General features: G+C 64.3%; 12 protein-coding genes. 2 read left to right on the top strand and 10 right to left on the bottom strand.

The annotated features are described in order from the left end of the window. Positions 1-53 precede the first annotated feature (53 nt). Entirely contained in the window at positions 54-1,661 is a 1,608-nt protein-coding gene (locus ACLEJU_RS01975) for an NAD(P)/FAD-dependent oxidoreductase (RefSeq protein WP_435422080.1), read from the top strand. Between the two features lie 72 nt (positions 1,662-1,733). Here ACLEJU_RS01975 and ACLEJU_RS01970 read toward each other — a convergent pair whose 3' ends face one another. The 6 genes from ACLEJU_RS01970 to dinG all read right to left on the bottom strand — a co-directional run bounded on the left by ACLEJU_RS01970 (position 1,734) and on the right by dinG (position 9,917). After that, positions 1,734-2,198: a glycine zipper 2TM domain-containing protein gene (locus ACLEJU_RS01970; RefSeq protein ID WP_009684613.1), complete on the bottom strand. Its 465-nt coding sequence runs from the start codon at positions 2,196-2,198 to the stop codon at positions 1,734-1,736. Between the two features lie 221 nt (positions 2,199-2,419). Further along, entirely contained in the window at positions 2,420-3,067 is a 648-nt protein-coding gene (pdxH, locus tag ACLEJU_RS01965; protein WP_103449444.1) for a pyridoxamine 5'-phosphate oxidase, read from the bottom strand. 19 nt (positions 3,068-3,086) lie between these two features. Next, positions 3,087-4,064: an OmpA family protein gene (locus ACLEJU_RS01960; RefSeq protein WP_435422081.1), complete on the bottom strand. Its 978-nt coding sequence runs from the start codon at positions 4,062-4,064 to the stop codon at positions 3,087-3,089. Positions 4,065-4,163: 99 nt separating this feature from the next. After that, positions 4,164-5,309 carry a serine hydrolase domain-containing protein gene (locus ACLEJU_RS01955; RefSeq protein WP_435422082.1) on the bottom strand — a complete coding sequence of 382 codons (1,146 nt, stop codon included), beginning with the start codon at positions 5,307-5,309 and terminating at the stop codon, positions 4,164-4,166. Between the two features lie 144 nt (positions 5,310-5,453). Continuing rightward, entirely contained in the window at positions 5,454-7,691 is a 2,238-nt protein-coding gene (locus ACLEJU_RS01950) for a beta-galactosidase (RefSeq protein ID WP_435422083.1), read from the bottom strand. Positions 7,692-7,772: 81 nt separating this feature from the next. Beyond that, positions 7,773-9,917, bottom strand: a complete 2,145-nt coding sequence (dinG, locus tag ACLEJU_RS01945) for an ATP-dependent DNA helicase DinG (RefSeq protein ID WP_435422084.1) — start codon at positions 9,915-9,917, stop codon at positions 7,773-7,775. 98 nt (positions 9,918-10,015) lie between these two features. Between dinG and ACLEJU_RS01940 the strand changes: the two genes are divergently transcribed. Beyond that, entirely contained in the window at positions 10,016-10,480 is a 465-nt protein-coding gene (locus ACLEJU_RS01940; RefSeq protein ID WP_435422085.1) for a CopD family protein, read from the top strand. 36 nt (positions 10,481-10,516) lie between these two features. Here ACLEJU_RS01940 and ACLEJU_RS01935 read toward each other — a convergent pair whose 3' ends face one another. The 4 genes from ACLEJU_RS01935 to ACLEJU_RS01920 form a co-directional block, all read right to left on the bottom strand. Next, positions 10,517-11,275: a collagen-like protein gene (locus tag ACLEJU_RS01935; protein ID WP_435422086.1), complete on the bottom strand. Its 759-nt coding sequence runs from the start codon at positions 11,273-11,275 to the stop codon at positions 10,517-10,519. Then, positions 11,268-11,543: a DUF1145 domain-containing protein gene (locus ACLEJU_RS01930; protein WP_435422087.1), complete on the bottom strand. Its 276-nt coding sequence runs from the start codon at positions 11,541-11,543 to the stop codon at positions 11,268-11,270. Before ACLEJU_RS01930 ends, ACLEJU_RS01935 begins: the two co-directional genes overlap by 8 nt. 101 nt (positions 11,544-11,644) lie before the next feature. Then, positions 11,645-12,358, bottom strand: a complete 714-nt coding sequence (locus tag ACLEJU_RS01925; protein WP_435422088.1) for an OmpA family protein — start codon at positions 12,356-12,358, stop codon at positions 11,645-11,647. A gap of 88 nt (positions 12,359-12,446) precedes the next feature. Beyond that, positions 12,447-13,139, bottom strand: coding sequence for an OmpA family protein (locus ACLEJU_RS01920; protein WP_110639621.1), 693 nt, complete (start codon positions 13,137-13,139; stop codon positions 12,447-12,449). Positions 13,140-13,283: the final 144 nt, after the last annotated feature.

Below are 13,283 nucleotides of genomic sequence, written 5' to 3'. Positions count from 1 at the left end.
GGCGGTTTGTGTAAAGCCGCCGGCCGCCCATGGCCGGGATACTGGACCCTGCCATGCTACGAATCACCGAACTCAAGCTGCCCCTGGACCATCCCGACGAAGCCCTGCGTGAAGCCATCGTCCAGCGCCTGGGCATCCGCGACGAGCAACTGCTCAGCTTCAACCTGTTCAAGCGCAGCTACGATGCGCGCAAGAAGAACAGCGAGCTGCTGTTCATCTACACCATCGACCTTGAAGCCAGCAACGAAGCCGAGCTGCTCAGCAAGTTCGCCGACGATCACAACATCGGCGTAGCACCCGACGTCACCTACAAGTTCGTCGGCCAGGCTCCGGCCGACCTGCCGCAACGCCCGATCGTGGTCGGCTTCGGCCCGTGCGGCATCTTCGCCGGCCTGCTGCTGGCACAGATGGGCTTCAAGCCGATCATCCTTGAGCGCGGCAAGGAAGTGCGCCAGCGCACCAAGGACACCTGGGGCCTGTGGCGTAAAAGCGTGCTCAACCCCGAGTCCAACGTGCAGTTCGGCGAAGGCGGCGCCGGGACCTTCTCCGACGGCAAACTCTACAGCCAGATCAAGGACCCGAACCACCACGGCCGCAAGGTCCTGGAAGAGTTCGTCAAGGCCGGTGCGCCGGATGAGATCCTCTACATCAACAAACCGCACATCGGTACCTTCCGCCTGACCGGTATGGTCGAGCAGATGCGCCAGGACATGATCGCCCTCGGCGCCGAAGTGCGCTTCCAGGAAAAGGTCACCGACCTGCTGATCGAAGATGGCCAACTGACCGGCGTGGTGCTGGAAAGCGGCGAGCAGCTGCACTCGCGCCATGTGGTCCTGGCCCTGGGCCATAGCGCCCGCGACACCTTCCGCATGCTGCACGCCAAGGGCGTGTACATGGAAGCCAAGCCGTTCTCGGTGGGCTTCCGTATCGAACACCCACAAACGCTGATCGACAAGGCTCGCCTGGGTAAATACGCCGGCCACCCGAAACTCGGCGCCGCCGACTACAAGCTGGTGTACCACGCCAAGAACGGCCGTTCGGTGTACAGCTTCTGCATGTGCCCGGGCGGCACCGTAGTCGCCGCCACCAGCGAACCGGGCCGGGTGGTGACCAACGGCATGAGCCAGTACTCGCGTAACGAGCGCAACGCCAACTCCGGCATCGTCGTCGGCATCGACCCTGAGCGCGACTACCCGGGCGGCCCACTGGCCGGCATCGAACTGCAGGAGCGACTGGAAGCCCATGCCTACGTCATGGGTGGCAGCAACTACCAGGCACCGGCGCAGCTGGTGGGCGACTTCGTCGCTGGCAAGCCGTCCACTGCGCTGGGTAGCGTCGAGCCGTCGTACAAGCCGGGGGTGACCCTCGGTGACCTGGCACCGAGCTTGCCGGACTTCGCCATCGAGGCGATTCGCGAAGCGCTGCCGGCCTTCGACCGCCAGATCAAAGGCTACAACCTGCATGATGCGGTGCTGACCGGCATCGAGACGCGCACCTCGTCGCCATTGCGCATTACCCGTGGTGCGGACTTCCAGAGCCTGAACATGAAGGGGCTGTTCCCGGCAGGTGAAGGTGCGGGGTATGCCGGTGGCATTCTTTCGGCGGGCGTGGATGGTATCCGCATTGCCGAAGCCGTGGCTCGCGACATCCTGGGCCTTTAGAACTACCGGCCCAGGAAAACAAAAAACCCCGAACAGGCCTGGCCTGTCCGGGGTTTTTATTTGCCGCGACGATCAGTGCGAAACGCGGCTGGTACCGTCAACGGTCATGATGCGCACGCGGTCGCCAACGCGGAAGATTTCATTCTCCTGCACGGCCTGCACGTAAGCGCGCATGCTGCCATCGTCCTCACGCACGGTGATTTCCACCCCCTGGGTACGGGTCAGGCCTTCCTCGGCAGCGGAGCCTGCCAGGCCACCGGCCACGGCACCGATCACGGCTGCAACGATGCTGCCACGGCCGCCGCCAACGGCGCTGCCGGCCACGCCACCGACGATGGCGCCAGCACCACCGCCGATCGGGGTCTTGGTGCCTTCGATCTTGACCGGGCGCAGGGATTCGATGGTACCCATGCGCACGGTCTGCACGCGACGGGCCTCATCACGGGAGTAGCTGTCACCGGTCAGGCTCGAGGCACAGCCACCGAGCAGCAGCGACATGGTGGTGAAAGTCGCCACCAGCAAAGCGGATTTACGCATGGGTACAATCTCCAGAAAACAGGTGTCCATTAGACGCCGCGCGTAGACGGCTGTCACTGCGCTGACGCAATAAATTTATTTCCATTCAGCCCCTGTACAGCCGTGACGGGCAGTAATGCGGGCGTTACAGCTCAGACCAAGGATAGCCACGGATTACTTCATCGTCTGTGAAGAAGTGTGGTTTGAGGAGGGAATGGGGCTGCCGGGCAGCCCCGGGGATATCAGGGCGCCAGGCGCTCCCGCGCCCACTGCCCGTCGACCAGGCGGTAGTTCAGGCGGTCATGCAGCCGGCTGGCCCGCCCCTGCCAGAATTCGATCCGCTCAGGCAGCAAGCGATAGCCACCCCAATGTTCCGGGCAATGCGGCTGGGTATCGGAAAAGCGCGCTTCGGTGGCCTTGACCAGGCCTTCGAGCTCTTCACGATTGGCAATCACACGGCTCTGCGGCGAAGCCCAGGCCCCCAGGCGGCTGCCCAGCGGGCGCACCTGGTAGTAGTCATCCGACTCCTTGGCCGTGACCTTTTCCACTCGCCCTTCGATCCGCACCTGGCGCTCCAGCGCCGGCCAGAAGAAGGTCATGGCAGCGAACGGGTTGGCCAGCAGCTGCTGGCCCTTGGCGCTGTCATAGTTGGTGAAGAAGGTGAAACCACGGTCATCGAGGCCCTTGAGCAGCAACACACGACAGTGCGGGCGGCCCTCGCCATCGACTGTGGCGAGGGTCAGGGCGTTGGCCTCCACCGGTGGCTGCTCGGTCTTCACCGCGTCGGCAAACCACTGGTGGAACAGGGCGAACGGCTCACCCGGGGCCTGGGCTTCAGCCAGGCCATCACGGGTGTAGTCGCGGCGCATATCGGCCAGGGATTGGGTCATGGCTGCGTTTCCTTGACGATCAGTTGGTCTTCGCAGGGCTGTTGGCGGCTACTTTCTTGTCGGTAGTAGCGGCTTTCTTGGCGGCAGGCTTGGCTGGCGCGGCTTTCTTCTTGGCAGTGGCCTTCGCCGCAGGCTTGGCAGCGGCTTTCTTCGCAACTGGCTTGGCGGCTGGTTTCTTGGTCTCTACAGGCTTGGCGGCAGGCGCCTTGGCATCCTGCACGGCAACCATCGAAGCCGGGGCTGCCACAGGAGCTGCCTGTTGATACTTGGCCAGCAGGGCAACCATGGTGTTCTGCGGCGTCAGCAGCATTTCTACGCGGCGGTTCAGGGCACGGCCTTCAGCGCTGTCGTTGGCGGCACGTGGCATTTCCGAACCCATGCCCTTGAGCGACAGGCGGTCGCGCTGCAGGCCGCTCAGACGGAAGATGGCCGAGACCGAGGCGGCACGCTCCAGGCTCAGCTTCTGGTTGGCGGCTGCTACACCGCTGGTGTCGGCATGGCCCAGTACCAGCACGGCAGTCTTCGAGTCACCCTCGACGGCCTTGGCCACGCGGGTGATCGGGCCCAAGGTCATCGGCAGCAGCATGTTCGGGCGATCCGGGTTGTACGAGCTGTCGACCGGGATGGTCACCACCAGCACGTTGTCACGGCGCTCCAGCTCCAGCTTGCTGTCCTTGACGGCTTCGCGCAGCTTCGGCTCATACTGGTCCAGCCAGGCCTGGGTGGCCTTTTCATCGATCTTCGGTACGACAGGGCCTTTGGCCTGCTTGTCATCACCGCCGAACGGCCACCACCAGTGGCTGGCGTTCTCGGACTTGGCGTCGGCCTTGGCGACTTTCTCGGTGACCGCCGCTTTCACTTCCTTGTCGGCAACCTGGTCCGAACCGAACGGCCACCAGCTGCTGCCGCCGTCCTTGGAAGCGTCCTGGGAGTGGCTGGCGCAACCGGTCATAGCGGCCAGGCACAGGGCGAGAGCTAAGGTTTTATGTGAAGACATCAGCGATACACCATGAAATTGAAAGATATTTTGCCAACGCACTTCAGGCGTTGGCATTGAGGATAGTCAAAGGGATCGCGTAATACCCGCTTTACCCGATCAAAGGCAAGTGCCAAGCACGCGTACCAGCTGCTGGGCTCTTGGATCCATGAGCACGTAAGGGCCGAGGGTATTGACCACGAAGCCGAAAGCCACATCGTGCTCCGGGTCGGCGAAACCGACCGAGCCGCCAGCACCTGGATGGCCGAAGGCACGAGCGCCGAGGCCGAAGGTGGCATTGGCCACATCGGGCTGGTCGAGCATGCAACCCAGACCGAAGCGGGTCTGGGTCAACAAGGTACGGTCCTGGCCGAGGCTGTGTTCACGGGTCAGTTCGTCAAGCAGTTCGGACTCGAGCAGGCTGCCGTCCAGCAGGCCCGCATAGAAGCCGGCCAGGCTGCGCGCATTGCCGTGGCCATTGGCTGCCGGCTGCTGCATGCGCCGCCATTCGGGCTTATTGGTGCTGGTCAGGATTGCCGGCGGATTGGTGAAGGCGCGCGTCGACAGTGCCTCGGGCTCACGCATGGTCACCTGCAACAGGCGCTGGGCTGCGGCATCACCCGCGTTGCCCTTGCCACGGGCAATATGCGCCACACGGTGGAACTCTTCATCGGCCAAGCCGACATGGAAGTCCAGACCCAGCGGCCGGGCGGTACGGGCGACGATCGACTCACCCGGGCCACGGTTATCGACGCGGCGGATCAGTTCGCCGATCAGCCAGCCGTAAGTGATGGCGGCATAGCCGTGTTCGGTGCCGGGCGTCCACCACGGCGTTTCCGCAGCCAGGGCATCGACCATGGTCTGCCAGTCATACAGGGCTTCAGCCGGCAGCAGCTCACGGATGGCCGGCAGGCCGGCACGGTGGCTGAGCAACTGGCGCAGGGTGATGTTCTGCTTGCCGGCCTGGGCGAATTCCGGCCAGTAGCGCGCCACCGGGGCATCAAGGCCAAGCTTGCCCTCAGCTACCAGTTGCAGCGCCGTCACGGCGGTGAAGGTCTTGGTGCAGGAAAACAGATTGGCGATGGTATCGCTGTGCCAGGCCTGCTGGCCGTCCTTGTCGGCACTGCCCGCCCACAGGTCGACCACGGTCTCGCCACCGACCTGGATGCACAGCGCCGCGCCACGCTCCTGGGGATCCTCGAACAATGCCGCAAACGCTTCGCGCATCGCTTCGAACTTCAGCTCATAGTGACCCTGGATCTGCACCCGCTGTTCTCCGTACGACCTTGCTGACAAAGGCGTGCATTGTTTCAGTAGTTGGCGGTTTTGCCTACTGGGCAAGGCCGGATGGCCGGTGCCGAAACAGCAATGTCATCTGTGCCAGAGGCGCTGAGCGCCCCCGGTAGACATTCAGGGGGCGTTTTTCTCCAGTTCGCCGCGCAACTGACCAACGGCCTGCAGGTTGCTCTTGCGCACCGCCTCGACGAAGCCCGGATACGGCACATCGGTGATCGCCACCAGGCCCAGGTGGCCGTTCTCGCCATCCAGCAAACGCCCACTGGCCGGTTGGTCGAGGTATTGGAACCAATGCACGCCGACGATCATCGGCTGTGCCAGGGCGGCCTTGAGGAAGTTGCCGTATGCAGGCCCACGGTCCTCTTCCCTTGCCACTTCCACCGGCCCTGGCCAGAACGGCCCACGGTCGCGAGAGCCGAACTGGAACTCGGACACCAGCACCGGCTTGTCGAGCTCGGCCAGACGGGCAAAGTCATAGCCATCCTCGGGCTTGAGGGTATAGAAGTTGAAACTCAGGACATCGCAGAACTCGGCACAGGCCTTGACCGCTTCCGGTGTGCTCACGGCGTAGCGACCGCCCAGCAGCAGGTGGTTGGGTGCATGCCACTTCAGTGCATCGGAAATGGTCTTGAAGTAGGTTTCGGCGAACACCTGCTGGAAGTACTGGTAATCACGCTCGATTTCCGGGTGCTCGGGGTTGGGCAGCGGCGCCTCGAAGCCCGGGTCTTCCATCAGCTCCCAGGCCTGCAGGTCGATGCCCCAAGCCTTGGACAACCCCTCCTGGTTGCGATACTTGTCACGCAACTGCTTGAGGAACGCACGCTTGGCGGGTACGTCGGTGGTCAGGCGCAGGGTGCCATAGGCCAGGCCATAGCGCGCCTTGGGGTCGCTGCCGGGCGCGGCCCAGGCCAGTTCGTTGTCGGCGAAATAGCCGATCAGCCAAGGGTCGTCACGGTGATCGCGAGTGGCAATCGCCACGGCACGCTCCGTGGCCATGGCAAACCGTGGGTCGAACGGGTCAGGCATGCGGCCCCACCAGTCCATGCCGGTGCTGATACTGGCATAGTCGCCGACGATCGACAGCGGCAAGGTGTAGGGCATGCGCTTGGCCTGGCCGATGGTCGGGTCACTCCAGTTGCCCAGGGTGTTGAAGCCCCAGGCCTGCAGCCGGTCCAGCGTGTGAGCCTGCCAACGCCCGGCGTCCAGCGCCTGCGGTGGGCATACGGGAGGGGCTTGCCCCTCCACGGCTGGCGGGCACGGTTTGCCATAGGTGCGCTGGATATTCGCGGCGTAGAAGTCGAACCAGCGCCCCTGTTTGAAGCTGCGTCCTTGCGACGAAGCGTTGCCATCGTCGTTGTTGCCTTCGCCATAAAAGGCCGTCAGCGCGTCGCCTTCAACTGGCAAGGCCTTGAACATTCCCTCGCGGCCAGCAACGTAGGTACGCCCACCATCGGCGGCCACGGCATTGACGCCCAGCGAGTAGAACGGATGGCCTTCCGGCGTGACCAGGTACCAGCGGCCATCGCGCTTCTCCGTGCGGAAGAAGCCCTTGGCTGCGAAAGTCGGCCCGCCCAGCAAGCCCCCGTAGCTGTCCAGTTGCTGCTTCTGACGATCGGCCAGCCAGCTCTTGAGCTGCTGCTGCTCGCGAGTGTCAGCAGCCTTGAGCTGATCGTCACTGGCGATCTTCTCGGGCCAATGCCCACGGGTAGACTGCCCGTAGGCATCAATCAACTCGTGGTAGGCCGCCTGGTAGGCCTGGTCGTCGTCCTGGATGCCAACCTTCTCGATCAGCAGGTTCTGCGCCACCTTCGGGTTGGGGATGGTCAGGCTGACCGACACCACCTGCTTGAGGTCTACCTCACCGGTACTGCTGGTCAACAGCAACCGCTGCCCTTCGTAAGCCCATGGCATGGGCGGGCCGGCACGCATGCCCTGGCTCAGTGGCGAACGGGCCTTGAGCGGCAGCATGACGGTTTGCGCAGGCCCCGCAGGCAGGTCGATACGGCTGGTCAGCGTGCGCCCGTCGCTGCCGAGCACCGTGACGTCGACGGTCAAGGCCCAGTCCTGGGCGCTTTGCATGCGCAAGGTGAGGAACTGCCCAGCCGACCAGTCCCACACGCCACTCTGCGGGCTCAAGCGCAAGGTCGGCCGTTCGACCGGGTTGAATACCACCCGCCTGAGCACCTCGCCTTCGGCCGTCTGCTCCGCATTGTACTGCGGCATGCCGGTGCCTTCGGTCGCCACATTGACCACAGAGGCCGGGCGGACGAAGCTGAACAGCGTCTGTTGGCCAGCCAGCAAGGGCGTGCTGAACAACAGCGTGAATACCACGGGCAAGGTGCGGCGGATCATAGGGCTAGGGCTCTCCTTCCAGGCCCTCATGGGCCCGCGACTGAGTAATGGACAACGGGCCGGCGCATCGTGCTCCGGCCGTCAGGAAATCTCCCGCCGGAATGGCGGCAGCGCATTGAGAATAGCCTTGCCGTAGCGCTGCGTGACCAGACGCCGATCCAGCAAGGTGATGACACCGCGATCCTGCTCGGTACGCAGCAGGCGACCGCAGGCCTGGATCAGGCGCAGCGAGGCGTCGGGGACGGCAATCTCCATGAACGGGTTGCCACCGCGGGCTTCGATCCATTCGGCCAGGGCCGCTTCGACCGGGTCGTCGGGGACGGCGAAAGGGATCTTGGCGATGACCACGTGCTCGCAATAGGCGCCTGGCAGGTCGACACCCTCGGCGAAGCTGGCCAGGCCGAACAGCACACTGTGCTGACCGTCGTCGACCCGTGCCTTGTGCTTGTTCAAGGTTTCCTGCTTGGACAGGTTGCCCTGAATCAGCACCAGCTTGCGCCAGTCACGGTCCAGGCCGTCGAACACTTCCTGCATCTGCTTGCGCGAAGAGAACAGCACCAGTGCGCCGCGGGCATCTTCGACGATGCTCGGCAGCTCACGGATAATCGCCGCAGTGTGAGCAGCGGCGTCGCGTGGGTCGGCCTTGAGGTCGGGGACCCGCAACAGGCCGGCATCGCCGTGCACGAACGGGCTTGGGACCACGCAGGTGACGGCATCGCGGGGCAACCCCGAGCGCATGCGGAAACGGTCGAACTTGCCCAGCGCGGTCAGCGTGGCCGAGGTCACCAGGGCGCCGTGGGCGACACTCCAGAGGCTGCGCCGTAGCATTTCGGCGGCGAGAATCGGGCTGGCATTGACCTCGATGTCGAACAGCGCACCGCTTTCGGCCAGGGTCAGCCAACGCGCCATGGGCGGGCTGTCTTCCGGGTCTTCAGCGGTGAACGCGGTCCACAGCTCCCAATTGCCCTGGGCGCGGGTGACCAGGCTGCCGAACAGCGGGTACCACTCCTCGGCCTGGTGGCTGGCGATGCCGATGTTGACCTCACCGTCCATGCCTTCCTTGAGCAGGTCGGCCAGGCGGGTGAACAGGTCATTGAGGCGGGCGAAGCCTTTTTTCAGCTCGATGCCGACTTCGCGAATCTGCTCCGGCACCACACCGCCCTCGAAGCGGTAACGCGGGCGCTCCCGGCCTTCGGTGTCTTCGCTCGGGCGGAAGTCGGCGACCTGCTCGCACAGGGTGAACATGAACTGCTGCTGGGTGCGTACTTCCCGCGCCAGCTCCGGCACCTGTTCGATGTACTTGCCCAGGTCGCCCGGCAACGGGTGCTGGGCCAGCAGCTTGGTCAGGTTCTTGGCGGTCTGCTCCAGCCAGTCGGCAGTCGAGCGCAGGCGCGAATAATGGGCGAAGTGGCCGATGGCCTTGTCTGGCAGGTGGTGGCCTTCGTCGAACACGTACATCGTGTCGCGCGGGTCGGGCAGCACCGCACCACCGCCCAGGGCCAGGTCGGCCAGGACCATGTCGTGGTTGGTGACGATCACATCGACCTTGCCCATGCCTTCGCGGGCTTTGTAGAACACGCACTGCTGGAAATTCGGGCAGTGGCGGCCGGTGCACTGGCTGTGGTCAGTGGTCAGGCGCGCCCAGTCCTGGTCCTCGATGGCCTCCGACCAGCTGTCGCGGTCGCCGTCCCAACGGTTGCCAGCGAGCTTTTCAATCATGCTGTTGAACAGCTTCTGGCTGCGCTCGTCGACCTCGATGTGGAAGCCTTCTTCTTCGAACAGCTGGGCAGTGGCCGACTGCGCGTGGCCCTCCTGCAGCAGGATGTCGAGCTTGGACAGGCACAGGTAGCGACCGCGGCCCTTGGCCAGGGCGAAGCTGAAGTTCAGGCCGCTGTTACGCATCAGGTCCGGCAGGTCCTTGATGACGATCTGTTCCTGCAAGGCCACGGTTGCAGTGGCAATCACCAGGCGCTTGCCAGCGGCCTTGGCGGCCGGGATCGCGGCCAGCGCGTAGGCGACGGTCTTGCCGGTACCGGTGCCCGCCTCCACCGCAACCACGGCGGGTTCGCCGGCGCGGCGGCCTTCGTCGTCACAGGCGATGTCGCCGAGCACCTTGGCCACTTCGGCGATCATCAGGCGCTGGCCATACCGCGGCTTGAGGCTCTTGGCTTCGAGAAAACGCGTGTAGGCGCCCTGGATGGTGGCTTTGAGTTCGTTGCTGATCATGGTCTGCAGGCGCCCGGAGGGCTGGATATATTTTCAGTGTTTCGCATGGGGCGGCTATCATACCCCGCTATTGCCCTTTGTGCCGCATGGAGATCCGGATGCTAGCCTTTGCCCTGCCCTACACATCGCATGTCCTCGCCGCCCTGGTATGGGTCGGCGGCATGTTCTTCGCCTGGCTGGTGCTGCGCCCGGCAACGGTTGCAGCCCTTGAAGGGCCTGCGCGGCTGCGGTTGTGGGTGGAAGTTTTCCGACGCTTCTTCGTCTGGGTCTGGCTGGCCGTGGCGATTTTGGCGATAAGTGGTATCGGCATGTTGCACATGCGTTTCAACGGCTTCGAGACGGCGCCCAAATATGTGCATGTAATGATTGGCGGCGGAATTGCCATGTTTGCGCTGTTCATGCGCATCCAGGCACTGCTGCTGCCGGAGCTCAAGGCGGCGGTACAGGCCGAGGACTGGCCGGCAGGCGCCGCCGTGCTGGGGCGCATTCGGCGGATGGTGGGGATCAACCTGCTGCTTGGCCTTGCGGTCGTCGCAGTGGCCAGTTCACGACTGCTGATGTGATGTTGCAGGTGCCGGCGATGGGCCGGCACCCCATTATCAGAGGCGCTGCAGGATCAGTTCACCCTCGGCGCCTGCCAACCCAGGCTGCCCCTCCTGCCCCGGCCGGCCATTGGCCCCGGCATCGGTGCGATAAACCAGGCAACCCTTGCTCGCCCCGCCCTTACCGGCCTTGCCGGCAGCCCCGGCCTTGCCCGGCGCACCGCCTTCCAGGCGTACCACGACGCGCTCCTGCGGGAAGCCCTGCGGCAGGCTCAGGCGAATCCGCCCGCCAGGCGCACCGTCATGCCCGTTGCCACCATCATCGCCATTCGCCCCTTTGCTTGCCTGGCCCCAGGTACAGCCACCCGCCTGGCCATTGCCGCCATCAAGGCCGACGTAGCCTGGCGCTCCGGCGCCACCACGGGCATCGATGGCCAGGCGCTCGGCATCGACCTCGGCAAGCTTCAACTCCAGGCTGCGTCCAGAGCGGGCAGCGCGTTCATAGGTGCCAGGCGCTCCCGGCGCGCTGATCTCGCTGCCCTCGTCCAGCACGGCACTGCGTACATCGATGAGCAGCGGTGCTTCGGCGGGCGCAATGGCAATGCGCGCATCGCGGCCCAGTTGCAGATGATCGACCTTCAGCTCGGTCAATGTGGCCGGCAACAGCAAGGTCGCCGAGTCCGCCACTCGCAATTGCTCCAGGTGCACGCTCGCCGACTTGTTCGGCAGGCGCAGCATCGAATGGGGGGCAACCTCCAGGCTCTGCGCCTGGGCCAGGGGCGCGGCCAGCATCGCCAGCAACATCAAATTACGCATGGCGAGGCGCCTCCTGCGGACGGGGAATGGACATGACATGAAAGATACCGGTCAGCAGGATCTGCAGCCGGTCGAACCAGCGATGGCTACGGCCTCGCAGGCTGCCATTGAAAAACAGCACTTCAAGAACGTGCAGGCTCAGCACAAAAATACCCAAGGCATTGATCAACAGATTCAACGGCAACGGTTGCGGCATCATCAGGTTGAACAGCACCACGCCCCAGAACGCCACGGTCAGGAACTTGCCCAGACCCAGGATGAACTTCATTTCCCGCCCCTACGTGTCTATTTATTGTTATGTCTGCGCGGCCCGAGCAAGCGCGCCGCGCAGCCAACACTACCTGTATGCCCAGGCACACGCCAGCGCAGTCAGTTGAGGTGCAAGTCCACCCGTCGGTTGTGCGCACGCCCTTCATCGGTGGCGTTGTCGGCGATTGGCTCAAGGGCGCCACGGCCCTCGCTGGTCACCTTCTGCGGCGCCAGGCCCTGACGGATCAGGTACTCGGCGACACTGGCGGCGCGGCGTTCGGAAAGCGCCTGGTTGTAGCTGTCGGAGCCCACGTTGTCGGTATGCCCGACCACCTTGATGCGCGTGACCCCCAGCTCGTTGAGGCGCGGCAGCAGGCTTTTCAGGCGCTCCTCGCTACCCTGGGTGAGGTCGGCAGAGTTGAAGGCGAACATCACCTGGCCCTGGTCGTCGAGGGTGATCACCTCAGGCTTGGGCTCCGGTGCGGGCTGGGACGGTGGGTACTGCGGCAGCGGGCAACCCATGTGGTCGACCGGGGTGTTGGCCGGGGTGTCGGGGCAACGGCCGCGACGGTCGAACACGCCGTCGCCATCCTCGTCGCCATCCTGGGCATAACAGATAAGCCCGCCGGTGATCGCGCCAAGGGCGCCGAGGCCAGCCGCCCAGCTGGAATTTTCGATGGCGCCAAGGCCACCGCCCACGGCACCACCGAGCAGGCTGCAGATGGGCCAAGTCCTTTGATTGAGCGGGGCACTGCCATCACTGTGTGTGGCGCAGCCCGCAAGCAGGCTGGTAACCAACAGCAACGGCATCGCCGCCTTCGACATTACACTCATGATGAATGCTCCTGTGTCATCGGCCGCAACCGGCTAGCAGGATTAAAGACGCGCCCGCGCCACTTCTCAAGGCGCGGGCGCCGGGACGTCAACGCTGGATCTTGATCTCGGTGCGACGGTTCATGGCACGCCCCTCGGCCGTGGCATTGTCCGCGACTGGCTGGGTTTCGCCTGCACCTACCACCGAAATGAAGCTGGCGCGAGGCACACCGCTTTCGATAAGGTAGTCGGTTACCGCGTGGGCACGATGCTCGGACAATTTCTGGTTGTACTTGTCGGAGCCGACGCTGTCGGTATGCCCGGTCACGCTCAGACGGGCACTTGGGGCCTCTTGCTTCAGGCGCGTGGCAACCGTGTTCAGGCGCTCCTTGTCGGCCGCAGTCAGGCGCGAGGAATTGAACTCGAAGTGCACATCACGAATGACGATCACTTCTTCCTTCTGCACCACTACTTCCTCGACCACAGGCGCCGGCTCAGGCGGGCAGCCATTGGCATCGACCTTCACGCCGCGCGGCGTGTGCGGGCACTTGTCACGGCTGTCCGGCACGCCATCACCGTCCTCGTCGCCATCACCGTGAGCCCAGCAATAGCCCGCCGCCAGGCCACCACCAAGCAGCGCGCCCCAGCCAGCCCAGCTGGAGCTCTCGATGGCGCCCAGACCAGCACCGGCGACGCCCCCGACGGCAGCACACTTCGGCCAGTCGGTTTTTTGCAAACCTGCACAACCAGTCAACACACTGGTGAGCAGTACCAGGGGTAACGCTGTGCGTACTATGCTCATTTTCGTAGCTTCTCCTAGGGGAATCGGCATAAGACCGATCTCTGGGAGTAAAGACCGCACAATTGATCCCTGCCAGCAATAAGCCACGACGCGGCCACTTGCCTCTATGCCGGCGGACAGCAGCCCGCTAGTCTTCTATGACCT

Source organism: Pseudomonas sp. SMN11, from assembly GCF_052041945.1.
GTDB lineage: Bacteria > Pseudomonadota > Gammaproteobacteria > Pseudomonadales > Pseudomonadaceae > Aquipseudomonas.
This window is presented reverse-complemented; position numbering and strand designations above follow the sequence as displayed.

Coding starts and splice junctions, on each gene's coding strand:
- ACLEJU_RS01975 (WP_435422080.1), top strand. CDS start 54: ATGCTACGAATCACCGAACTCAAGCTGCCCCTGGACCATCCCGACGAA.
- ACLEJU_RS01970 (WP_009684613.1), bottom strand. CDS start 2,198: ATGCGTAAATCCGCTTTGCTGGTGGCGACTTTCACCACCATGTCGCTG.
- pdxH (WP_103449444.1), bottom strand. CDS start 3,067: ATGACCCAATCCCTGGCCGATATGCGCCGCGACTACACCCGTGATGGC.
- ACLEJU_RS01960 (WP_435422081.1), bottom strand. CDS start 4,064: ATGTCTTCACATAAAACCTTAGCTCTCGCCCTGTGCCTGGCCGCTATG.
- ACLEJU_RS01950 (WP_435422083.1), bottom strand. CDS start 7,691: ATGATCCGCCGCACCTTGCCCGTGGTATTCACGCTGTTGTTCAGCACG.
- dinG (WP_435422084.1), bottom strand. CDS start 9,917: ATGATCAGCAACGAACTCAAAGCCACCATCCAGGGCGCCTACACGCGT.
- ACLEJU_RS01940 (WP_435422085.1), top strand. CDS start 10,016: ATGCTAGCCTTTGCCCTGCCCTACACATCGCATGTCCTCGCCGCCCTG.
- ACLEJU_RS01935 (WP_435422086.1), bottom strand. CDS start 11,275: ATGCGTAATTTGATGTTGCTGGCGATGCTGGCCGCGCCCCTGGCCCAG.
- ACLEJU_RS01930 (WP_435422087.1), bottom strand. CDS start 11,543: ATGAAGTTCATCCTGGGTCTGGGCAAGTTCCTGACCGTGGCGTTCTGG.
- ACLEJU_RS01925 (WP_435422088.1), bottom strand. CDS start 12,358: ATGAGTGTAATGTCGAAGGCGGCGATGCCGTTGCTGTTGGTTACCAGC.
- ACLEJU_RS01920 (WP_110639621.1), bottom strand. CDS start 13,139: ATGAGCATAGTACGCACAGCGTTACCCCTGGTACTGCTCACCAGTGTG.